This is a genomic window from Tenacibaculum sp. SM2510 (assembly GCF_057002845.1).
The window spans coordinates 623,353-647,826 of the sequence record NZ_CP192703.1 but is presented as its reverse complement, the minus strand read 5'-3'; the positions used below and the strand labels follow the sequence as shown (position 1 = coordinate 647,826).

Annotated in this window: 21 protein-coding genes; 11 read left to right on the top strand and 10 right to left on the bottom strand. The window is 30.8% G+C overall.

The genetic code is table 11. From position 1 onward, the window contains the following. Positions 1-18: 18 nt before the first annotated feature. From ACQ629_RS02815 to ACQ629_RS02800, 4 genes are all read right to left on the bottom strand, one after another. Complete coding sequence (locus ACQ629_RS02815) at positions 19-549, bottom strand: DUF1572 family protein (protein ID WP_483706446.1); 531 nt, start codon at positions 547-549, stop codon at positions 19-21. Between the two features lie 43 nt (positions 550-592). Next, positions 593-1,864, bottom strand: coding sequence for an adenylosuccinate synthase (locus ACQ629_RS02810; RefSeq protein ID WP_483706445.1), 1,272 nt, complete (start codon positions 1,862-1,864; stop codon positions 593-595). A 30-nt stretch (positions 1,865-1,894) separates the two neighbouring features. Then, positions 1,895-2,344, bottom strand: coding sequence for a Fur family transcriptional regulator (locus tag ACQ629_RS02805; RefSeq protein ID WP_483706444.1), 450 nt, complete (start codon positions 2,342-2,344; stop codon positions 1,895-1,897). 75 nt (positions 2,345-2,419) lie between these two features. Beyond that, positions 2,420-4,636, bottom strand: coding sequence for a RelA/SpoT family protein (locus ACQ629_RS02800; RefSeq protein WP_483707148.1), 2,217 nt, complete (start codon positions 4,634-4,636; stop codon positions 2,420-2,422). Between the two features lie 358 nt (positions 4,637-4,994). On the opposite strand from ACQ629_RS02800, the gene ACQ629_RS02795 reads away from it, so the two are divergent. The 7 genes from ACQ629_RS02795 (at position 4,995) to ACQ629_RS02765 (ending at position 12,372) form a co-directional block, all read left to right on the top strand. Next, entirely contained in the window at positions 4,995-5,555 is a 561-nt protein-coding gene (locus tag ACQ629_RS02795) for an RNA polymerase sigma factor (protein ID WP_483706443.1), read from the top strand. After that, positions 5,536-6,330 (top strand): hypothetical protein, encoded by a 795-nt coding sequence (locus ACQ629_RS02790; protein ID WP_483706442.1) that lies wholly within the window; start codon positions 5,536-5,538, stop codon positions 6,328-6,330. Before ACQ629_RS02795 ends, ACQ629_RS02790 begins: the two co-directional genes overlap by 20 nt. Positions 6,331-6,393: 63 nt before the next feature. Then, positions 6,394-7,455, top strand: coding sequence for a hypothetical protein (locus tag ACQ629_RS02785; RefSeq protein WP_483706441.1), 1,062 nt, complete (start codon positions 6,394-6,396; stop codon positions 7,453-7,455). Between the two features lie 550 nt (positions 7,456-8,005). Next, positions 8,006-8,347 carry a 30S ribosomal protein S6 gene (gene rpsF / locus ACQ629_RS02780; protein ID WP_101044420.1) on the top strand — a complete coding sequence of 114 codons (342 nt, stop codon included), beginning with the start codon at positions 8,006-8,008 and terminating at the stop codon, positions 8,345-8,347. 3 nt (positions 8,348-8,350) lie between these two features. Continuing rightward, positions 8,351-8,653, top strand: coding sequence for a 30S ribosomal protein S18 (gene rpsR / locus ACQ629_RS02775; protein WP_483706440.1), 303 nt, complete (start codon positions 8,351-8,353; stop codon positions 8,651-8,653). 15 nt (positions 8,654-8,668) lie between these two features. Beyond that, on the top strand, positions 8,669-9,115 hold the full coding sequence (rplI, locus tag ACQ629_RS02770) for a 50S ribosomal protein L9 (RefSeq protein WP_483706439.1): 447 nt from the start codon (positions 8,669-8,671) through the stop codon (positions 9,113-9,115). A 110-nt stretch (positions 9,116-9,225) separates the two neighbouring features. Further along, entirely contained in the window at positions 9,226-12,372 is a 3,147-nt protein-coding gene (locus ACQ629_RS02765; RefSeq protein WP_483706438.1) for a TonB-dependent receptor, read from the top strand. 233 nt (positions 12,373-12,605) lie between these two features. Here ACQ629_RS02765 and lysA read toward each other — a convergent pair whose 3' ends face one another. From lysA to ACQ629_RS02745, 4 genes are all read right to left on the bottom strand, one after another. Next, positions 12,606-13,811 carry a diaminopimelate decarboxylase gene (lysA, locus tag ACQ629_RS02760; protein ID WP_483706437.1) on the bottom strand — a complete coding sequence of 402 codons (1,206 nt, stop codon included), beginning with the start codon at positions 13,809-13,811 and terminating at the stop codon, positions 12,606-12,608. A 364-nt stretch (positions 13,812-14,175) separates the two neighbouring features. Continuing rightward, entirely contained in the window at positions 14,176-15,414 is a 1,239-nt protein-coding gene (pepT, locus tag ACQ629_RS02755) for a peptidase T (RefSeq protein ID WP_483706436.1), read from the bottom strand. Positions 15,415-15,443: 29 nt separating this feature from the next. Beyond that, the gene (locus tag ACQ629_RS02750; protein ID WP_483706435.1) at positions 15,444-15,998 is read right to left on the bottom strand and encodes a hypothetical protein; all 555 of its coding nucleotides are present in this window, start codon (positions 15,996-15,998) and stop codon (positions 15,444-15,446) included. Between the two features lie 5 nt (positions 15,999-16,003). Then, a complete protein-coding gene (locus tag ACQ629_RS02745; RefSeq protein WP_483706434.1) occupies positions 16,004-17,074 on the bottom strand; it encodes a DUF3810 domain-containing protein in 1,071 nt (356 codons plus the stop codon). 127 nt (positions 17,075-17,201) lie between these two features. Here ACQ629_RS02745 and dnaB point away from each other — a divergent pair, with 127 nt between their 5' ends. After that, positions 17,202-18,728, top strand: a complete 1,527-nt coding sequence (dnaB, locus tag ACQ629_RS02740; RefSeq protein ID WP_483706433.1) for a replicative DNA helicase — start codon at positions 17,202-17,204, stop codon at positions 18,726-18,728. Between the two features lie 146 nt (positions 18,729-18,874). Then, complete coding sequence (locus tag ACQ629_RS02735) at positions 18,875-20,059, top strand: asparagine synthetase B (protein WP_483706432.1); 1,185 nt, start codon at positions 18,875-18,877, stop codon at positions 20,057-20,059. A 184-nt stretch (positions 20,060-20,243) separates the two neighbouring features. Here ACQ629_RS02735 and ACQ629_RS02730 read toward each other — a convergent pair whose 3' ends face one another. Both ACQ629_RS02730 and ACQ629_RS02725 read right to left on the bottom strand, forming a co-directional pair. Continuing rightward, the gene (locus ACQ629_RS02730) at positions 20,244-20,696 is read right to left on the bottom strand and encodes a helix-turn-helix domain-containing protein (RefSeq protein ID WP_483706431.1); all 453 of its coding nucleotides are present in this window, start codon (positions 20,694-20,696) and stop codon (positions 20,244-20,246) included. Positions 20,697-20,903: 207 nt separating this feature from the next. Beyond that, entirely contained in the window at positions 20,904-21,755 is an 852-nt protein-coding gene (locus ACQ629_RS02725; protein ID WP_483706430.1) for a hypothetical protein, read from the bottom strand. Between the two features lie 521 nt (positions 21,756-22,276). Here ACQ629_RS02725 and ACQ629_RS02720 point away from each other — a divergent pair. Both ACQ629_RS02720 and bshA read left to right on the top strand, forming a co-directional pair. After that, a complete protein-coding gene (locus tag ACQ629_RS02720; protein ID WP_483706429.1) occupies positions 22,277-23,122 on the top strand; it encodes a transketolase in 846 nt (281 codons plus the stop codon). 185 nt (positions 23,123-23,307) lie between these two features. Continuing rightward, positions 23,308-24,435, top strand: a complete 1,128-nt coding sequence (gene bshA / locus ACQ629_RS02715; protein ID WP_483706428.1) for an N-acetyl-alpha-D-glucosaminyl L-malate synthase BshA — start codon at positions 23,308-23,310, stop codon at positions 24,433-24,435. Positions 24,436-24,474: the final 39 nt, after the last annotated feature.

Below are 24,474 nucleotides of genomic sequence, written 5' to 3'. Positions count from 1 at the left end.
CTTTAAGAGCTCCCTTTTTTATTTTGAATTTTCTTGAAATAGTTGCTTCATGTATTCTTTTGATTTTCCTTTGGCAATAGAAGCTGTTTGCCACTTATCATTTAAAATCATTTTACCTACATAAGTTATTTGACCAATATGATATGGGTAATGTGCTATTTGCCTTGTGATACTTTCTATAAGCTTGTGTTTTTTGTTTCTGATATAAATAGGTTGCTCAAAGTTATTTTTGTTTAACGAATTTAGAGCAGTAAAAAGACAGTTCCATCCATTTTCCCATTTAGCTAGTAATTCTTGTTTCGATAAATTATGAGACTCAAATTCTTTATCTCTATCTCTCGAATCTTTTTCACCATCCGAAGTGAAAAAATCTGTCCAACGCGATAACATATTTTCAGAAACATGTATTATAATTGAAGCGATGCTATTACTTTCTTCATTATATTTAAAATGCAATTCTTTTTCTTGTAACTGATCTATAGTTTTATCGGCTACCTCTTTATAAGATTTAAATTGCTTAGCTATATTCTCTAAATATTCTTCTACCATAAAGCACAAAAAAAAGGAGCTCTTTAAGAGCTCCTTTTTTAATTTATCTATTAATTGTTTGTTTTCTATCGGGTCCTACAGATACAACTGTTACCGGAACTCCAGTTTCTTTTTCAATAAAAGCAACATAATCCAATAAGTTTTTAGGTAACTGATCTGCAGTAGTCATTTTAGTTAAATCATCTTCCCATCCTTTAAATTCAGTATAATTTACTGAAATATTCTCTGGTTCGATATTGTAAGGCAAATGTGTTATTTTTTTACCTTTATAATTATATGATGTGCATATTTTTAAGGTATTGAATCCAGAAAGAACATCTCCTTTCATCATCATTAATTGTGTAACACCGTTTACATCAACAGCATATTTTAATGCCACTAAATCTAACCAACCACATCTTCTAGCACGACCTGTAGTAGCACCAAATTCGTGACCAATTCTTGCCATTTCTTCACCATCTTTGTCAAATAACTCTGTAGGAAAAGGACCCGAACCAACGCGAGTAGTGTAGGCTTTAAAAATACCAAATACATCACCAATTCTGTTAGGAGCAATTCCTAAACCAGTACAAGCACCAGCTGCAGTTGTGTTTGAAGAAGTTACAAAAGGATAGGTTCCGAAGTCGATATCTAACAACGATCCTTGTGCACCTTCAGCTAAAATTGTTTTCCCTTCTTTTATTGCTGAGTTTAAATATTCTTCAGAATCGATAAATTGAAGTGTTCTTAATTTTTCGATACCTAAATCGAATTCAGCTTCTAATTCATCTAAATCATATTCTACCTGAACATTAAAATAATCAAGCATGCTTAAATGCTTCTTTGTTAATGCTCTATATTTATCTTTCCAGTTGTCTAACTCTAAATCTCCAACACGCATTCCGTTTCTACCGGTTTTGTCCATATAAGTTGGGCCAATTCCTTTTAAAGTAGATCCGATTTTTGCTTTTCCTTTTGAAGTTTCAGAAGCAGCATCTAATAAACGGTGTGTAGGTAAAATTAAATGAGCTTTTCTAGAAATTAATAATTTAGATGTATAATCGATTTTATGAACGTCTAAATTTTCTAATTCTTTTTTAAAGATAACAGGGTCAATTACCACACCGTTACCAACTACGTTTAAAGCGGTTTTGTGAAAAATTCCAGAAGGAATTGTGTGTAAAACATGTTTGTTACCATCAAAAATTAAGGTATGACCAGCATTTGGACCTCCTTGAAATCGTGCAATAATATCGTAATTTCCTGTTAATACATCTACGATTTTACCTTTTCCCTCGTCTCCCCATTGCAATCCGAGTAATAAATCTACTGCCATTTAGTGTGTTATTAAGTGTGTTTGTTGTTGTTATTTTGTGTTTCGTTTTGTTCCGTAGAAATAAAGAGAGTGGTTGTGAATATCAATATCAAAAACATCTTCAATCGTTTTTTTGATAATTTGAATTCTTGGGTCGCAAAATTCTTTTACTTCGCCAGAATCAGTCATAATTAAATGATCGTGATTCTTATCGAAATAACTTTTTTCGTAACGCGCCATTGACTGTCCATCGAATTGATGTTTACGAACCAATCCACAGTCTAAAAGTAAATCCATCGTATTGTAAAGCGTTGCTCTACTTACACGATAGTTTTTATTTTTCATTTTAATATATAAAGATTCTATATCAAAATGTTCTTCAGCAACATATATTTCTTGTAAAATAGCATAACGCTCTGGCGTTTTACGGTGCTTGTTTTCTTCTAAAAAGGTAGTGAAAACTTTTTTTACAATTTCCTGATTTTCGGCTGAACTACTCATTATAATTTAAAAATTTACGGACGGACAAATTTACAGTTATTTATTGATAAAAAAACAAGGATATTAAAATGATATTTACAATGTATTAACACGCTCTACTTTTTGCACTCCTTCTAGTTTTTTCATACTATCGATTAGTTTATTTAATTGCGCTTTGTTTTTAACGCTTAAAGAGAGTTTACCTTCAAATACACCATGGTCTCCAGAAATATTAATGCTGTGTATAAAAACATCCATACTATTTGAAATAAGACGAGTAATATTATTTACGATCCCTTTGTTGTCTATTCCTGATAAAAGTATAATTGCGGTAAATTCTTGTTTGGTAGAATCTATCCATTTTGCAGGCATAATTCTGTATGCATAGTTCGATTGTAAAGAAATTGCATTAGGGCAATTGTTTTTATGCACTTTAATACCTTCATTAATGGTAACAAAACCAAAAACGGTATCGCCTTGAATAGGAGAGCAGCATTTTGCTAAGGTATAATCTAAGGTTTGTTCGTCTTTACCAAAAACTAAAGCATCATATTTATGGGTAACTTCTTCTTTTTCAGAAATTCCTCTTGATGGGTTTCTACGAAAGGTACTTTTAATAAAGCCCATAATAAGTCCGCTTCTCTGAGAAACAAATTCTTTTAATTGCGTATTGTCAATAGCTCCGTTACCGATTCTAAAAAATAAATCGAAACTGGTTTTTAAATCAAAATAACTAGCAAGTTCATTGATTATTTTTTCTCCAGAACCTATTTTTAAATGACGCAGTTTTCTTAATAAAATAGCTTTACCTTCTTCTGCAATTGTTTTTTCTTCAGCATTTAAAGCAGATTTAATTTTAGTACGCGCTCTGGCGGTTAAAACAAAATCTAGCCAACGTACATTTGGTTTGTTATTACTTGCTGTAAGTACTTCTACTTGATCTCCACTTTTAAGTGTGTAACTTAAAGGAACTAATTTACCATTTACTTTTGCGCCGCGACATTTTAAGCCAACATCGGTATGTACAGAAAAAGCAAAATCTAAAGCAGATGCCCCTTTTGGTAACGATTTTAAATCTCCTTTAGGAGTAAAAACATATATTTCTTTAGCATATAAATTAAGTTTAAAATCTTCTACAAAATCAACAGCATCTGTGCTTTGGTTTTCTAAAGTTTCTTTTAATTTATTTAACCAACCTTCAAGTCCGTTTTCTTGTACTTCACCTTGTTTGTATTTAAAGTGAGCGGCATAACCTTTTTCGGCTATTTCATCCATTCTCTCAGAGCGAACCTGTACTTCTACCCATCTAGCTTGTGGGCCTATAACAGTTATGTGTAGGGCTTCGTATCCTGTTGATTTAGGTTGAGAAATCCAATCACGTAAACGAGCGGGATTAGGTTTAAAAAAATCGGTTACAATAGAATATATTTTCCAAGCATCAAATTTTTCATCATCAGAAGTTGGTTCATAAATAATACGAATGGCAAATTTATCATACACTTCATCAAAACTTACGTTTTGTTTTCGCATTTTTCTTCTAATAGAAAAAATGGATTTAAAACGTCCTTTAATTTCATATTTAAAACCCTCCTTGTCTAAAGCTTCGTTAAGTATACCTGTAAAGGTGTCAATATATTTTTGTTGTTCCTCTTTATTATCTTTTATTTTAATTAAGATATCTTTGTAAACATCAGGTTCTGTGTATTTTAAACCGAGGTCTTCAAGTTCGGTTTTAATATTGTATAGGCCTAAACGATGTGCTAAAGGCGCGTATATATATAAAGTTTCAGAAGCTATTTTTACTTGTTTATGGGGGGGCATTGAATCCATTGTTTGCATATTGTGCAAACGATCGGCTATTTTTATTAAAATGACCCTTACATCATCATGTAAGGTAAGCAGCATTTTTCTAAAATTCTCTGCTTGTATCGAGTAATCTTGTTCTTTTTTTAAGCTAGATATTTTGGTGAGCCCGCTAACGATACGTGCTATGTTTTCACCAAATAAGCGTTCCATATCATCAATGGTATAGTGTGTATCTTCAACAACATCATGAAGTAATGCAGCAGCAATAGAAGTGGCTCCTAAACCAACTTCATAAGCAACAATTTTAGCAACAGCTATTGGATGAAAAATATAAGGTTCACCAGTTTTTCTACGTTGTTCTGAATGTGCTTCTACAGCAATTTCAAAAGCTTTACGTATTAGTTTTTTATCATCGTCAGATAATTTTTGATATGTTCCTTTAAGTAAATCTTTATATCTGTGGGCTATTTCTTTATTTTCTTCTTCTATCGTTGCATTATAACTCATACGCTTAAACCTCTTTTTTTTGATATGTTTCAAAATAAAAATAGTGTAAAGAATTTTACTGAGCAAGTTTTATTAAGAAATATTTAACACTAATCAGTACGCGAGAAAAAGGGTGTCATTTTATTATAAAATATAAAGTGTTTTTCCCCTAATTAATATTAATTTATAAAGCTATATTTGTGGTGTAATTCAGAGGTAATAAGACTTTATAATATGTAAGTCCTCCTGATATATCATTCAATATGATACTTAAAACGCCAACTTTTTCAAAAAAGTTGGCGTTTTTTTTACTCCTAGGCAACCTTTTGTGCAATCTTCTAGTCTTTATATTTGTAGACAAGTAAATTAATTATTTGAATTGAAAATTATCCAATTACATAAAAAAGAAGCTGAATTAATAAAAAGAGCAAGTGAGCAGAATAGAGAAGCTCAGCAGTTGTTGTTTAAACAGTATTCACCTAAAATGTTAGGTGTTTGCAGGCAGTATGTAAAAGATGTACATCATGCGGAAGATTTAATGCTATCAGGATTTTTAAAAGTATTTACAAAGCTACATACGTTTAAGAGTGAAGGAAGTTTTGAAGGTTGGATTCGTAAAATTATAGTAAACACCTGTCTTACGTATTTGAGTAAAAAAAATCCAATTCAATTAACAGATGAAGAATTTGTTTTTAATGATGCAGCTACCGAAAGTTTGGAGAATACTTCGGTAGAGGATATTCAAAAATTAATAGACAAATTACCCGAAGGATATAAACTAGTCTTTAATTTATATGCTATCGAAGGTTACAAGCATTCTGAAATATCAAAAAAATTAAATATTTCAGAAGGAACCTCTAAATCGCAATTATTTAAAGCGCGAAAATGGTTACAAGAAAGTTATATAAAAACGAATCAGATTGAAAATGCAGAAAAATAATATAGATACACATTTTGCGGATAAGTTAAAGGATCGAGAAATAAAACCATCCATATCAGCATGGGAACGCTTGAGTGTTCAGTTGGATAAAGGGCAACAAAAGAAAAAAAGAAAACGATTGCTTTATTTAAGCTACGCTGCTAGTGTTGCTGTGTTAATTAGTATTGGTTTTTTTTATGAAAGCAATGATAATAATGTAAATATCGAAAATACAATAGTTAACGCTTCTTTAGATAGGTTGAAAATAAAGGATATTAATTTGCATGAAATATCGCCAATTGAAGAAGCTATTGTTAAGCAAGAAAAGACAGTTATAGATAGCGAAGTTCCATCAAAAATAATTGAAAAAGAGGTAGTTGAAAAACACAAAAGAATTACAGAAAATGTAATGGCAACTGTAATAAAGAATCCTGTAGAGGAGGAAAAAATAACAAAAGTGAATGATGAAACTGAAACCTTACAAGTTGTAAATATTCAAAAAAAGAAACTTGTAAGATCAAGAATAAAGGTTAATAGTGATGATTTATTGTTTGCTGTAACGCACTCAGAACAAGAAGTAAAAGAATATTACGCTACCTATAAAATAAAAAGAAAAGATATGTTGGATACAATTCAAAAAGAATTGATAAGGTCTAACTTAAAAATAAATCCGGAAACAATTTTAGCAGAAGTAGAATATGACATCGAAGAAGCTGATTTTAAGCAGAATTTTATGCGAAAATTCAAATCAAAAATGTCAGAAGTAATTGTTGCAATTGCAGATAGAAACAAATAAGCGCTTATCAATTATCGATTATTAAAAACACCCAATTTTACTGTTTAATTTAAAAATTATATGATGAAAAGAATACTATTATTAGTGTTGTTTGTAACAACTATTGCCAATTCTCAAGTGAAAACATTTGAAAATGAGGTGCAAAAAATATCTAGAAGAATAGATAAAATAACAAAAGAGCATAAAGACTCTTTAAAGCTTAAAGTAAAAGAAATTAATTTTAAGGTAGCAGAAAATGAGCTTACAAATGCAGCCGCTATTTCTTTAAAAAAGGAAGCAGCGATATATTATGCTTCTCAAATAGAAAAGAAGGTAAGTTTTCAAGAACAAATGTTGCAACAATTAGTACAAAATAAAACTGAAGGAAAGATTGTAAGCAATGATGATATTGATGAAAGAAATACCTTTAAAATAGGAGGAGCAACTTTTAAACTAAATTTGTCAGACAAGGATAAAAAGAAGGATAAATATAGAAAAAGTAATCGAACAACAACTCAATTTGTATTTGCAATGGGTGTAAATAATGTTTTAGCAAACAATGAGTTTAATTCACTAAATAATTCAGTCTATAAATTCTGGCAATCACATTTTTATGAAGTTGGTTTTACATGGAAAACCCGCCTTTTACAACAACCATCAAAAGCATACTTTAAATACGGAGTTTCTTTTTTATGGAATAATTTAAGAGCTGAAAATAATATGTATCATACCGTAAATGGAAACGAAACAGTTTTAATTGAGCATCCAAATAAGTTAAGTGAAAGTAGGTTGCGTCATGTGCAAATGACTTTTCCGATGCATTTAGAATTCGATTTTTCAAAAAACAAAAAATACGCGGATAATAAGGTTGTTGATAGAACGCATCAAGCTATTCGTTTTGGACTTGGAGGTTTCTTTGGTTTTAAATTAGGAACACGCCAATATTTAGAATACAAAAATGCTGAAGAAGTAAATGTCGAAGAACTTCAAAAAGCCAGTTTTAATACCAATACTATTAACTATGGATTGAGTGCTTATTTTGCTTACAAAGGTTACGGGTTATACGCAAAGTATGATTTGAACCCGTTGTTTAAAAATACAGAAACAAGAAACCTTTCGTTAGGATTGCGATTTGATATTAATTAATAAAAAAGGAGAAGTTTAAAACTTCTCCTTTTTTATTTTCTTCCCATTCTTGGCGTAAATAACCAGAAACATTTCCAGTTATGTGCTGGTTCCATCCAGATGGTTTTTGAAAAATATAAAATTATTTTACCTAAGGAGGTTACTCCTAAAAGTATCTTTTAATAGGTTATACCATTCTAAAGATGTTGTCTTAATAAAATTATTAGTGTTTATGTTTGTAGTCAATCCGTAAACTGGTTTTCAATTTCAAGCTCAAAAGCACAGGAAATAACAAGGTTGCCTAATTTCATTGCATATAGACGTAGCAACACCTTTAAATTCACAACCATCTAATTTAAACTTTTACTGTAACTATTTCTTCAATAATAACAATTACGATAAAAAAGGTAAGACAAAATAAATAAAGTTAGATGCTCTAGGTTTTTGCATTCCAATAATTTATTTACAATAGCACGAAAAAAACATATGCTATTTTTAACAGCAACATATTGTTTGCCCGATGAAAAACAGTATATTTGCAAACTTAAAATAAATTTTAAACAATTTAATTATGAATCATTACGAAACTGTTTTCATTTTGAATCCCGTTTTATCTGAAACTCAGATAAAGGAGACAGTAAAGAAGTTTGAGGACTACTTACTATCTAAAGGTGCAGAAATGATTTCTAAAGAAGATTGGGGCTTAAAAAAATTAGCTTACCCAATTGAGAAGAAAAAAAGTGGATTTTACCACTTATTAGACTACAAAGTAGCTGGAGATGCTATTACTGCTTTTGAATTAGAGTTCAGAAGAGATGATAGTGTTATGCGTTATTTAACTGTAAGGTTAGACAAGCATGCTGAAGCGTGGGCTGAAAAAAGAAGAGAACGTGTTAAATCTGCAAAAAAGTAAGAAATGGCGTCAACTACAATAGAACAACAATCAAAAGGAAATAAGCAAGGTGAAGTACGTTACTTAACTCCGCTTGATATCGAAACAAAAAAAGAAGCTAAGTACTGTCGTTTTAAAAAGAACGGTATTAAGTATATCGATTATAAAGATGCAGACTTCTTAATGTATTTAGTAAACGCACAAGGTAAAATTTTACCAAGACGTTTAACAGGAACATCATTAAAATATCAACGTAAAGTTGCACAGGCTATTAAAAGAGCTCGTCATTTAGCTTTAATGCCATACGTTGGTGATTTATTAAAATAATAAAGAGGTAGAGACATGGAATTGATACTAAAACAAGACGTAGAAAATTTAGGTTTTAAAGACGATGTTGTAACTGTAAAGAATGGTTATGGTCGTAACAGCCTAATTCCTAAAGGATATGCAATATTAGCTACTTCTTCAGCTAAAAAAGTATTAGCTGAAAACTTAAAGCAACGTGCTTTTAAAGAAGCTAAATTAGTAGAGGATGCTAGTAAAATAGCTGAAACTGTTAAAGGATATGAATTAAAAATTACTTCTAAAGTAGGTTCTGGTGATAAGTTATTTGGTTCAGTAAACAACATTAATGTTGCTGAAGCTTTAGCTAAAGCTGGTACTGTAATTGATAAGAAATTTATCAAAGTTACAGGAGGTAGTGTAAAAAGATTAGGTAAATATAACGCTGCTGTACGTTTACACAGAGCTGTAGTTGCTGATATCATATTTGAAGTTGTTGCTGAATAGCAGAAACAACGTTAAGTATTTGTTAAAAAAAAGATAACCCGTTCTATATGAGCGGGTTTTTTTTGTTTAAATTTGAAAAAAATTAACACACAACACAAAACAACACACAAATGAAGAATAAAATTTTCTTACTGTTTTTTACATTGCTAACACTAGCTGTTACTTCACAAGTAACAACAGCAAAAATTAAAGGAACAGTTATAGACAACCTAAATGAGCCACTATTTGGCGCTAATGTTATTGTTTTACATGTTCCTACAGGTACAGTTGCAGGTGCAGTAGCGCAAGATAATGGTAAATATAGTATACCTAACTTAAGAGTAGGAGGGCCTTATAAAATAACTTTTAGCTATATAGGTTTTAAGTCTCAAGTAGTTGATAACGTATTTTTAACCTTAGGGAAAACAACAAATATTAACGGTAAGTTATCAGAAGATGGAGAGCAATTGGAAGAAGTTGTCATTTCATCATCAAAAAGTAAAGTATTTAATAGCGATAGAACAGGTGCTCAAACCAGTGTATCTTCAATACAGTTAAAAACGTTACCAACGATTTCTCGCTCAGCATCAGATTTTACTCGTTTAGAGCCAACGGCAAGCGGTAATTCATTTGGAGGAAGAAATGATCAGTATAATAATTTTTCGTTAGACGGGGCAATTTTCAATAACCCTTTTGGTTTAGATGCTCCTACACCTGGAGGTCAAACAGGTTCTCAACCAATTTCATTAGATGCTATTGAGCAAATATCAGTATCTATTGCGCCTTATGATGTAACACAATCAGGTTTTACAGGTGCCTCTGTAAATGCAGTAACAAAAAGTGGTACCAATGAGTTTCATGGAACTGTTTACGGATATTATAGAAACGAATCCTTAACAGGAGGAAGTATTTTAGGTGAAAAAGTAATTAAACCAGATTTGAAACAATCTCAATACGGAATTAGTATTGGTGGGCCAATTGTAAAAAATAAATTATTCTTTTTTGCAAACTTCGAGAAAGATGATAGAAATGATTTAGGTACCAATGGATGGGTTCCTAATGATGGAAACGGAAATTTTAGTATTAATGAATCTAAGGTTTTAGAATCAGATTTAATTTTAGTTAGCGATGCATTATCTAGTTTAGGATATGATACCGGTGCTTACAAAGGATTTACATATGGAGCTAAATCTACGAAAGGACTTATTAAGTTTGATTTAAACATAAACGATGATCACAGATTAGCTTTTATCTATAATTTCTTAAGTGCTTCTAAAGAAAATCCAGCGCATCCAACAGCTATAAAAAGAAGAGGTCCAAGTTTTCAAACATTACAGTTCGAAAACTCAGGATATGAAATTAACAACAATATTAGTTCATTTCAGTTAGAGCTAAATTCAACCTTTTCTGAAAAAATTACGAATAAATTTCAATCAGGTTATACCCATTTTGATGATTATAGAGATCCTTTATCGGCAGCAATGCCAGCTATAACAATTCAAGATGGTAATAATTCAAGTTATATAATTACTGGTCATGAACCATTTTCTATTAATAATAAATTAGATCAGAAAGTGTTTCAAATGACCAATAATACAAATATATTTTTAGGAGATCATACACTTACTGTTGGGGCTTCTTTTGAGAAATTTGAATTTGACAATTCATTTAATTTAGGTGCTTATGGGTTCAATGGAGTAGGTGCTTTTAATGCATATGCTGATGTAGCCGCATTTATGGCAGATGTAAATAATGGTAATTTAGCAAATGCTTTAGCAAATGCACAAAATGTAGAAGCAACCAATAATGCGCTACCTACAGGAGAAGGTTGGTCTTTAGCAGAAACAAATGTTGGGCAATTTTCATTTTATCTTCAAGATGAATGGAATGTAAATGATAATTTTAAGTTAACTTATGGTTTGCGTTTAGATAAGCCTTTGTATTTTGATACGCAATCTAAAATAGACGAAAACATTACAAGAAAACCGTTTACCTTCGATCCTGCAATTCAGTATTTTAACCCTAATACAAACAAAGAAACTACGATAGATTCTAGAACATTACCAAACAATGGGTTCTTATATTCGCCAAGAGTTGGTTTTAATTGGGACGTTAAAGGAGAGGGAGTAACACAAGTTCGTGGAGGTAGTGGTATATTCACAGGTCGTTTTCCTTTTGTGTGGTTAGGAAACCAGGTACAAGGGTTAGATTTTTTCTTCTATCAAGTGGTAGACCCAGATTTTAAATGGCCACAAGTATGGAGAACTAATATTGGAGTAGATCACAGATTTGAAAATGGTATAACTGCAACAGCAGATGTTTCTTATACCAAAGATATTAATGGAGCACACGTTCAAAACTGGGGATTAAGAAACCCTACAGGAAATTTAAATGCACCTGGAGATAACAGACCAGTGTATTCAGCGGGAGATAAAGGTAATAATGCTTATGTATTTACAAATTCAGATAAAGGACGTATCTTTAATGCTTCTTTAAAACTTCAAAAATCATTTGATAGCGGTTTATATGTAAGTATGGCGTATAATTACTTAAATGCTAAAGATGTAAACTCTATTGAAGCAGAAATTACAGGAGACGCTTTTGATTTTAATCCAAATACAGGTAATGCAAATAATGATGCTTTATCATTTTCTAAATATGGTGATACACATAGAGTAATTGGTGTAGCATTTAAAAAGTTTAACTTTTTTGGAGAAAAAGCACCAACAACCATATCTACATTTTTTGAATATGCAAAAGGAGGTAGGTTTAATTATACGTATGCAGGAAATATTAATGGAGATTCTTCTTTTCAGAACAATGATTTATTATATGTTCCTACAGCTTCAGAAGTACAACAGATGCAGTTTTCTACATCAGGACCAAATGGTGAAACAGCACAACAACAAGCTACAGCATTTGAAAACTATATACAACAAGATGATTACATGAATTCGAATAGAGGAGACTATATGCAGCGTTATGGTGCTTTAGCTCCTTGGAGAAGCCGTTGGGATGTTAAGTTTTTACAAGACTTAATATTTAACAATAAAAATTCATTACAATTAAGTGTAGATATTTTAAATTTCGGAAACTTGTTAAATTCTGATTGGGGAGTTGTAAAACAACCTAATAACTTATCTCCTGTTGGAGTTTCTGTAGATGCTACAAATACGCCAACATATACTTTTGATACTTCGTTAACCGAAACATTTGGAGCAGATAGTAGCTTATTATCACGTTGGCAAATGCAATTTGGTTTACGTTATACATTTTAATCTGTATAACTAATTAATTTATACAAACAACAAAAGCACCTATTTAATAGGTGCTTTTGTTGTTTGTATATCAGAAAAGGGGTTTTTCTTTGCTTTTAATTAAATCTAATTGATGATATTTGTAATATGAATAGAATTTTCGGGGGATTTTATTACAGTGCTTTAAAATATAATCTATTGAGGGGTTGATTATATTTTAGAAAAACTCTGATCTGTAAAGATCAGAGTTTTTTTTATAATTTAATTTCTTCTTGGTTTTTAAGAATATCATCTAAGGTTTCTCTTTTTCTTATTAAATAATCTTTGCCTTTGTATATCATAACTTCCGCAGGTTTAAACCTAGAGTTGTAATTAGAAGTCATTGAGAAACAATAAGCTCCAGCATTATGAAAGCATAAAATATCTTCTTCAGATATTTCATTAATCCGTCTATTCGAACCAAAAGTATCTGTTTCGCAAATGTAACCAACGATACTATAAAAGCGTTCTCTTCCTTTCGGATTAGAAAGGTTTTCAATATGATGATATGAGTTGTAAAGCATCGGACGAATTAAATGATTCATTCCGCTGTCAATACCCGCAAATACGGTAGAAGTTGTTTGTTTGATAACATTAACCTTAGCTAAAAAATAACCAGATTCACTTACTAAGTACTTACCAGGTTCAAACATTAGAGTAATGTTCTTACCATATTCTTTACAGAATTCAGTAAATCTAAGAGATAATTTTTCACCTAGCTCAATAATATCGGTAGAAATATCATCTTTTTTATAAGGCACTTTAAATCCGCTACCAAAATCAATAAAATCAATATTTTTGAATTGTTTGGCAACATCAAATAAAATCTCTGTAGCTCTTAAAAAAGTATCAATATCTAAAATATCAGATCCTGTGTGCATGTGAATACCGTTAATGTGCATACCCGTATTTTCAACAACTCTTTTTATATGCGGAACTTGGTGAATTGATATTCCGAATTTAGAATCTATGTGCCCAACAGAAATATTACTATTTCCACCAGCCATAATATGTGGATTTATGCGAATACAAACAGGTACCTTAGGATGTTTTTGTCCAAATAGTTCTAGTATAGATAGGTTATCAATATTAATTTGAACACCTAATTTAGCAACTTCTTCAATTTCTTGTAAAGAAACTCCGTTTGGTGTATAAATAATATCTTTAGGTTTAAAACCAGCATGTAAACCAAGCTTTACTTCTTGAATAGATACGGTGTCTAGTCCGCTTTTTAATGTATTAAAAACCTTTAAGATATTAATGTTAGACAATGCTTTAACTGCATAGTTTATTTTTAGGTTTTTAACTTTAGAAAAAGCAGTGGTAATTGTTTTGTATTGGTGTATTATTTTTTCAGTGTCATATACATAAAGTGGTGAACCATGCTTATTTGCTAAACTGATTAATTCTTCTCTATTCATTATATTAGTTATTAGAAGCGCCAAATGTAGCTAAGCATTTTTTTTTAGCAAATTATTTACAAGAAATACACAAATCTTGTTTTTTTGTAAAAAAAAATAATATTAAGAGTCTTAAAAAGATATTGTTTAAAAAACAGAAAAACACATGTTTATAGATAAGTAAAAAAATAGTTTGTTGTTTTTAAGGGTGTTATGTGTAATAAAAGGTGTTTTACCTTTAAGTTATGAACTAAAAAAGTGTCATTTTTGTATTGAGATAAAATAAGGGGTTTTATTTCAATCTTTATGATGTTTTCTTTTAGGGGGAGATAATATCATAAAAAAAACTCTAGCATTCGCTAGAGTTTTTTAGATGTAATTAAGTTTATTTAAATTTAACCGATATTTTTTCTGCAATTCCAATAATTACTTCAGTAGCTTTTATAATGCTTTCTAAAGGTACGTATTCGTAACGTCCGTGAAAATTGTGTCCACCTGCAAAAATGTTAGGACACGGTAAGCCTTTATAAGACAATTGAGAACCATCTGTACCACCTCTAATAGGTTTAATTAATGGTTTAATTCCCATTTCATGCATTACCTCTTCAGCAATATCGACAATGTGCATAACCGGAGTTACTTTTTCTTTCATGTTATAATATTGATCTTTAATTTCAATATCAATTATCTCTTTTCCTAGTTTAGTATTCATTACCGAAACTAAATCTAACATGGCTTGTTTACGGTTTTGAAACAATTCCATATCATGGTCTCTAATAATGTATTGTAAAGTTGTTTGCTCAACCTTTCCTTCCATTTGATGTAAGTGGAAAAAACCTTCATAACCAGTAGTTTTTTCAGGAACTTCATCTTTTGGCATCGCATTGATTAATTCACTAGCGATTGTCATCGAATTAATCATTTTTCCTTTCGCATAACCTGGATGAACTATTTTACCGTTTATAGTAATTTTTGCGCCTGCAGCATTAAAATTTTCGTACTCTAGTTCACCAATCTGGCTTCCGTCCATAGTGTACGCCCATTTAGCACCAAACTTTTCAACATCAAACATATGCGCACCTTTACCAACTTCTTCATCAGGAGGGAAACATACTCTAATTTTACCATGTTTAATTTCTGGGTGCTGAATTAAGTATTCCATCGCAGAAACTATTTCGGTAACACCAGCTTTATCATCAGCACCTAACAGCGTTGTACCATCAGTAGTAATAATAGTTTGACCTTTATACTGTAATAAGTCATCAAAATAATCAGGAGACAATACAATGTTTTGCTCTTTGTTTAAAATAATGTCTTTACCATCATAATTTTCATGGATTTGCGGTTTTACATTCGCTCCAGTAAAATCAGGACTTGTATCAATATGTGCCACAAAACCAATAGTTGGTACTTCATAATTTAAATTACTAGGAAGTGTAGCCATTAGGTAACAGTTTTCATCTAAATCAACGTCTTCCATTCCTATCTCTTTCAATTCTTTTTCAAGAACCTTTGCTAAATCCCATTGTTTTTCGGTGCTCGGAAAAGCAGGGTTGTTAGGGTCGCTTTCGGTATCAATAGTTACATATTTTATAAATCGATTGATGATATGTTGCTTGTTCATTGTTATAATTTTATGCGTTTCAAAAGTAACTAATTCAGTTGTGTTTTGTTGATTAAATTTAGGGCTTTGCAAATTCGTTCATCGATTAAAGAATCTCCATAAACTTCCGTTTTAACATGTAAGAAATTATCAACGTTAATTTTAGTAAATGTATTTAATATATGATACGAATAATTACCTTTCTTACCTTTAGCATAACTATAATAAGAAGGTTTGTTAAGTATATTTACATCGTTTGTTTTAATTTCTGATAAGCCCATTTTTTTGTTGTCATCAGTAATTCTTTGCTTAAAAGTATTGTCTAAAAAAACAGTTTTATGCACCAAAGTAACATCTATAAGTGTTGTTTTAGTAACACTAATAGTAGTGTCGGCAGCATAGATTGATGTTTTAGTGTCATCATAATATAAGTTTACCTTCCAGTTTTCTGGAAACTGCACACTAAACATATTTCTAACATCTTCATTTTTTTTAAGATTACCATAAGAACTAGTTTCTTTACAAGGAAATTCTTCTTTTAAATTGGGAAATGAATTACAAGAAATCATTAAAATTAACACTAAAATAGCCACTATATATTTCATTTTTTTTATTTCTGATGTTTAAAGTAAGCGATTAACAAATCTACTACATAACTGTAAGATTTTATTCCTTTTGATTGATTGTTTGCCTTTAGATATGAATTATATCCTTTTTTTAAGTAGGGCTCAATAGGATTTTTAAATTGTTTCCAATGTAAATAACTAGCTATATAATCTTTATAAATTCCTTTGTTTACCGTTTTCTTAATTTCTGATGCCAGTTTTTTATCTCGTTTATAAATTTGCCCAATGCAATAATTATATGCCATTCTGTATCCCGAATACTTAAAGTATACATCGTTATTCGATATAGAGGCTAAGAAGCCAACAAAATTGGCATCGTTTTCTGCAGCCCAACCAATTTGATGTGCCATTTCATGACACGTCGTTGAGGGATATCCGGTTTTAGGAATCATATCATTTACTTGTGCCTCACCAGTAATCGGGTTTATATACCCTGCAGTTCCGTTATAAGATTGAAACAAACTCACCAAAGAACTTTTTATAGACGAATTTTTATAGGCTAACTGCGGATAAATAAAAGCTAAGTTTTTATAACCATTTGTAGCTAAATGATAAATTTCTTTTTGTGAATAAGGAACGATAACTTTTACTGAGTCATTATTGGTAATTTTTAAATGTATTTTGTTTAACTCATAAACAATTTTTTGAGTAGTTTCAACCAATTGATCAGTAGTGTAAGTTGATTGCTGTAAGCCTAAATTTTTAGCCAAAGGCTCGCGAAAATAATTGAACCCCCAAAAAGCATAAAAACAAAAATAAACAATCGATAAAACCGTTATAAATTTCAGAAGTATGGGGATGATGTTTTTAAATCGGTTTTTAATTAACTCATAAATAGCTTTTATAAACATAAGTATTAATATAAAACCTAAAAAATCGCCGAAAGAAAAAGGAATCCACCCTAAAATAAAACGCAAAAATTTTGAAACATAAGGATATATCCCAGTGCTATAATATTGCTCTACCCATTGTGGTTTTTGGCTAAAAAAATGTACAAATAATATTTGAAGAGGTAAAGATAAAGCTAGGATTAATTGTTTCTTATTGTAATGCATAACACCAAAAATAAGAAAGATAGAAGGTTATCAACAAGTTAATAACAGTTTTGTTTAAAAACTTGTGCATAAAGAAAGTTAAAGATAGCTCCTAGAAATATCAGCTTAAAAAATTACATTTGTAGTTATGGAAAGAACTCAATCTCTTAGGGGAACTAAAATAGACAAGACAAAAATTATTAGTCTTGAAAAAGGAAAATTACCACCACAAGCTTTAGAGTTAGAAGAGGCTGTTTTAGGTGCTATGATGATTGATAAAAAAGGGATTGATGAAATAATTGATATTCTTAATCCTGATTCTTTTTATGATAAAAGACACCAAGAGATATACGCAGCTATTTATACACTTTTTCAAAATTCAGAACCCATTGATTTACTTTCTGTATCTAATCAATTAAAGAAGAATGGAAAGTTAGATTTAGCAGGAGGTGATTTTTTCTTAATTGGCTTAACTCAAAAAGTTGCTTCTTCGGCACATATTGAGTTTCACGCAAGAATTATATTAGAAAAATATATTCAACGTAAATTAATTACAATTTCCTCTGAAATAATAGAAAGTGCTTACAACGAAACCATCGATGTTTTTGATTTATTAGACGATGCCGAGGGTAAGTTATTTGAAGTAACACAAGGAAACCTTAAAAAAGGAGCAGAGAGAGCCGATTCGTTAGTACAACAATCTATTACCAAAATACAAGAAATTTCAGGTAAAGAAGGAATGAGTGGTTTGGCTACCGGATTTACCAAATTAGATGCCTTAACATCGGGGTGGCAACCATCCGATTTAATTATTATAGCGGCCCGTCCTGGTATGGGAAAAACGGCATTTGTAATTTCGATGGCTAAAAATATGGCGATTGATTTTGGGCATGCAGTGGCAGTATTCTCACTAGAGATGTCATCGGTACAGTTAATTACACGTATGATTTCTTCTGAAACAGGTTTAACATCAGAAAAACTACGAAAAGGAAATTTAGAACCACATGAGTGGGAACAATTAAATGTAAAGGTTAAAAAACTTTCTGATGCTCCGATTTTTATTGATGATACTCCGGCGCTTTCAATTTTCGATTTACGAGCAAAAGCAAGACGTTTAGTATCGCAACACGATGTAAAAATAATTGTGATTGATTATTTACAGTTAATGACGGCTGGTGGAGCAGGAGGAAACCGTGAACAAGAAATATCTACTATTTCGCGTAACTTAAAAGCATTAGCAAAAGAATTAAGTATCCCAGTTATTGCATTATCTCAGTTATCTCGTGCGGTAGAAACGCGTGGAGGCTCTAAGCGTCCGTTATTATCAGATTTACGTGAATCTGGTGCAATTGAACAGGATGCCGATATTGTATCGTTTATTTTTAGACCAGAATATTATGGTATGACAGAATGGGATGATGATGATCATTCACCATGTGAAGGGCAGGGAGAATTTATTGTAGCAAAACACCGTAATGGTGGAATGGACAATATCCGTTTAAAATTTACAGGGCATTTAGCGTTATTCTCAGATTTAGAAGAAGGTATTAGTAGCGAGTTTCAGTCGAGTATGAACTCAGGCGCTGAATCTGGCTTTAATACTGATGTAGCTTCTAGTAATTTTGCATCACCAGAAGATGCTTTCGGACCAAGTGACGATGATGTACCGTTTTAAAACTTAAACAATTCATAAATTATAATAAATACACAATTGCTACTTAGTAATTGTGTATTTTAGTTTTTGGTATGAAGAAAACAGTATATATAATATTATTTTTATTTCTCTCAAACTCAATTTGGGCATCTTTTATTTATGTTCCCATGAGTAATGAGAATCAGAAAAACCATTTAAAAGCATACGGAATTGTTTATTACGCGTTGCAAAACGGGTTAAAAGCAAAATGGTTGTTAAATCATGATGGCGGTGCTTTTTTAATAGAAAACAATGAATCTGTAGAAAAAGAATGTAAAATAAGGGGAGTTTCATATCAGATAACTTCAGATGCTAAATCAGCATTAATTTTAGAAGAAATTTCATCACCTTCAAAAAATCAAGAAGCAGTAACTTTAGAAAAAGCACCCAAAATAGCCGTGTATTCACCAAAAGGTAAAATGCCTTGGGATGATGCTGTAACGATGGTGCTGGCTTATGCAGAGATTCCGTTTGATGTAATTTACGATGAAGAAGTGTTAAATGATAAGTTACTATTGTATGAATGGTTGCATTTGCATCACGAAGATTTTACGGGGCAATATGGTCGTTTTTACGGAGCCTTTAGAACTGCGCCTTGGTATATTCAACAGAAAAAAGATGCAGAAGCATTGGCTAAAAAATTAGGCTACACTAAAGTATCAGAAGAAAAAAGAGCAGTAGCAAAAAAGATTAGAGATTACGTAGTTGGTGGCGGATTCATGTTTGCCATGTGTTCAGCAACCGATAGTTTTGATATTGCCTTAGCTGCAGATGGAGTAGATATTGCTGAAGGAATGTTTGATGGCGATGCATCAGAACCAAATTATCAATCTAAAATAGATTTTAAGAAAACCTTTGCTTTTAAAGATTTCGAGTTGATTCGTAATCCAACAACTTACGAGTTTTCGTCTATTGATATGACTCGTAAACGTAGAATTAAAAAAGAGGTTGATTATTTTACATTAGGAGAGTTCTCCGCAAAGTGGGATCAAGTGCCAACCATGTTAACTCAAAATCACACACAGTTGGTAAAAGCATTTATGGGACAAACAACTTCTTTTGATCGTAGTACTGTGAAATCTACCGTAATGATTTTAGGAGAAAATAAAACCAACGGAGAAGGTAAATATATTCACGGAACCAAAGGAAAAGGTATGTTTACTTTTTATGGAGGTCATGATCCGGAAGATTATCAGCATAGAGTAGGAGACCCAAAAACAGAGTTAGATTTGCATCCAACATCACCAGGATATCGTTTAATTTTAAACAATGTGTTATTTCCTGCCGCAAAAAAGAAAAAGCAAAAAACTTGATTGTATTAGTGTCATTGCGAATGAAACGAAGTAATCTGTTTGGTTTGAATTTTAAATAGTATTAGATAGTTTATTTGTTAAAGACTACTTCGCACCTTGTAGTGATGTGACGAATAATTTTTTGAAGCATCATTACGAATGAAATAAAGTATTTTTTTTTGGATAAAAAATAAAGCCAATAAATTTAATGCTTAGTATTCTTTTTTTCTAGTTCTTTAATGAAGTATGAAGGTTTAATATCTGTAACCTTATAAAAAGCTTTCGAAAAAGATTCAGCATTTTTAAAGCCGACTTCGCTAGCAATAGCCTTAATTGTATACTTTCTTAGCAAAGAATCTGTTTTTAGTTTCTCTACAATATAATTAATTCTAAGGTTATTAATATAGTTAGAGAAGCTGGTGTTTTTATGCTGATTTATTATTTTAGATAAATAACTACTATTGGTGTTAAGTTTGCTAGCTAGGTTCTGTAAGCTATTATCAGCATGTAAAAACGCTTCTTTTTCTTCAAAAACCTCTAGCTCTTTTAAAATAAGAGAAACGATGTCTTTTGGTATGTTATGCTTAACAGTAATTGTATTGCCGGTATTTTTAACGATTAGAGGTTTTTTAGTATTCGGGTTTTCTTGATTGACCAAAGCTAAAAAACGTTTCTTATAAATTCTTTTTTTTCTTAACTGATACAGGATTAATATAAAAGCAATAACAAGAAGTGAAACGTAAATAAGTTTGTTTTTTTTTGACTTTAGAACTTGTTCCTCTAATTTATCTATAATAATTTTCTTTTCAGCAAGTAAGTTAGGTATGTCATATTTTTCAGTAAAAGTTTTATCTATTTTGTTTTTCTAAGTTAAATTAATTTCATTAATATATAAGAGCTTATTAATATATAATAATTGCTTTTTTATATTACCATTATTTTTATAATGATTAAACAGAAAGGTGAAACTATTTTTAAGAGTCGAAGTAGAGATTTTATTTACTGAATACAAAGAATCAGCTTTATAATGGTATTTTAAAGCTGATTTATATTCTTTTATAGAATCATAAGCTACACCAATTAAAGTATAAGATTTAGCCAGTAAAAAAAGATTTTCATCATTAATTATATGAGGAGTAGCTTTATGAAATCCAATTAAGGCTTTATCATATTTTTTGTTTTCAAAATCAATAGTCGATTTAATAAAATAAGAAAAATTAAGAAACAAAGTGTCTTTGAGTTTTTTTGATAGCTCGACACTTTTTTTATTGTAATAATATGCAGAATCAAATTGATTAAGCCTTTTGTAAACAGTAGTTAAATTCATTAATAAAGATAGGTACTCATCTTTTTGATAGCTTTGTTTTTTTGAAAAATAATTATAAGATTTTTTATAAAATAATAAGGCACTAGTAGTTTCGTTAATAGATGATTTAACTAAGCCTAAATACATGTTTTTTAATGCGTTAATGCTATCGTTTTTATTAGTGTCTAGACTGTTGTTGATTTTAAAAAAATTACTTAAAGCTTTGTTGTATTTGCTTCTTTTTAAAAAAAAATTTCCTTTTTCAAAATAGATAATTACGGGGAAGTTTTTAGAAGGTTTCTTTTTCGTAACCTCAATTAAAGAATCACAATAATTTAAATAAATACTTTCGTTATTTTTTATATCAGCTAAATAATATTTTCCATCTAGCATTTCCATAGTATCTTTCATCTTTAGAGCTTTAAAATAAACAGCATTGGCATATGTTATTGCTTTTAAGGTGTCAGGTTTGCTATTATAGAATAAATCAGATAACTCTAAAAAACTTTTATTAGATAATGAATCGGGTAAAGAAGTTGTGTTTTAACTGTTAATAGTTAAACTGAAAGATAAAAAAGTAAAAAAACAAAGTGTTCTTTTTATTGTAAAGTACATATAGTGTTATTAGAATACTCAAATCTACCATTTTTATGATAAAAATATTTTTTTTTAAAAGCTTGAAAAAGATATGGTTGTGTTTTTGATAACACGGTATTCATGAAAACAGACTACAGTGTTTTGTCTATTAAGCATAAATGCTTGTTCTTTGAAATACGTAAATGAAGGGTTCGGAAACTGTATTGTTTAGAAGGGGAAATTAAATGAAAAAGAAATTTTAAATTCACGAACCTTTTTTATTTTTAAGAATTAAAAAAAGTAATTGGCAATTGTTTTATAAACAGTTACTTTTGTTGTTATAAAACAAAACAACAATGCCAACAACACAACAGCTTCAAGATTTTACACAACAAGTTCGTAGAGATATCGTTCGAATGGTTCACGCAGTAAATTCAGGGCATCCGGGAGGTTCTTTAGGATGTGCAGAGTTTATAACCTGTTTGTACCAAGAAATCATGGATTATTCTACTGATTTTAAAATGGACGGAAATAACGAAGATTTATTCTTTTTATCAAACGGACATATATCACCAGTTTACTATAGTGTTTTAGCACATAGTGGGTTTTTTCCTGTTGCAGAGTTAGCAACGTTTAGAAAATTAGATTCTCGTTTACAAGGGCATCCAACAACACACGAAAAATTACCAGGTATTCGTATCGCATCAGGATCATTAGGTCAGGGTATGAGTGTTGCTATTGGTGCGGCGCAAGCAAAGAAGTTAAATGGCGATGATAAAATTGTATACACATTACATGGTGATGGTGAATTACAAGAAGGTCAGAACTGGGAAGCAGCAATGTATGCATCAGGAAAAAAAGTTGATAATTTAATATCAACTATTGATGTAAACGAAAAACAAATTGACGGAACTACAGATCAGGTACTCGCAATGGGAAGCTTAAGAGCAAAGTTTGAAGCTTTTGGTTGGGATGTATTAGAAGTAAGAGAAGGAAATAATGTAGAAGCTATTTTAAGCGGAATGGCAGATGCAAAATCTCGTACCGGTAAAGGAAAACCAGTTTGTGTGTTATTATACACAGAAATGGGTAATGGTATCGATTTTATGATGCATACACATGCTTGGCACGGTAAAGCGCCAAATGATGAGCAATTAGCTTCTTCATTAGCACAAAATCCAGAAACATTAGGAGACTATTAAAAAAATAAACTGATAGTTATATATTATAAACGTCATTGCGAGGAAGTTTGACGAAGCAATCTTAAATTATAAGATTACTTCACTTCGTTCGTAATGACGTTTTTTTTATGTTTTTATTCACAAAAAAGCGTAAGTAATACCGTAAATTTACGTCAGTAACCTTACTATAATAATCAAACTTAAGTATGAGAATAGGAATTGTATGTTATCCAACTTTTGGAGGAAGTGGAGTAGTAGCAACAGAGTTAGGAATGGCACTTGCTGATAAAGGACATGAAGTACATTTTATAACTTATAATCAACCTGTTCGATTAGATTTTTTTTCACATAGGTTACATTTTCACGAAGTAGTTTTAGAGGAATATCCATTATTTCAATATCAGCCATATGAATTAGCATTGTCTAGTAAAATGGTTGAAGTGGTTGAAAAACATAAACTAGAAGTTTTACATGTTCATTATGCAATTCCACATGCATATGCAGCCTATATGGCAAAGAAGATGTTAGAGGATAAAGGAATCAATATAAAAGTGGTAACCACTTTACACGGTACTGATATTACTTTAGTGGGGAGTCATCCAACGTATAAAACAGCAGTAGAATTTAGTATTAACAAATCAGATGAAGTAACGGCAGTATCTAACAGTTTAAAGGAAGATACGTTACGATTATTTAATATTGAAAAAGATATAAAAGTAGTTTACAACTTTATTGATGGCGAAAAATATAATAAAGCACATCAAGATGAGTGTAAAAGGATTGCTTTAGCTACACCCCAAGAAAAAATAGTAACACATGTTAGTAATTTTCGTCCAGTGAAACGTACCAATGATGTGATTAAAATTTTTAATAAAATTCAAAAAGAAGTACCCTCAAAATTATTAATGGTAGGAGATGGACCTGAGCGCTTAAAAGCTGAAAAATTAGCAAAAAAACTACACATTGAAGATAAAGTATTGTTTATGGGTAACTCTAATGAGGTAGCTAAGATATTGTGCTATTCAGATGTTTTTTTATTGCCTTCAGAAACCGAAAGTTTTGGTTTGGCAGCATTAGAGGCTATGGCAGCAGGTACAGCAGTTATTTCAACCAACTGTGGAGGTTTGCCAGAAGTTAATATTCACGGTGAAACGGGGTATTTAAGTAATTTAGGAGATGTGGATGATATGGCTAAAAATGCCATTAAAATATTAAAAGACGATGTTGTTTTAAATAGATTTAAAGAAAATGCGAAAGAACATATTAAGTTGTTTTCTTTAGAAAAAATACTGCCAGTTTATGAAGATATTTATAAAAGGTGTTCAATAAAATAGCAAAAAAAAGCAAGACATTGTCTTGCTTTTTTTTGTTGT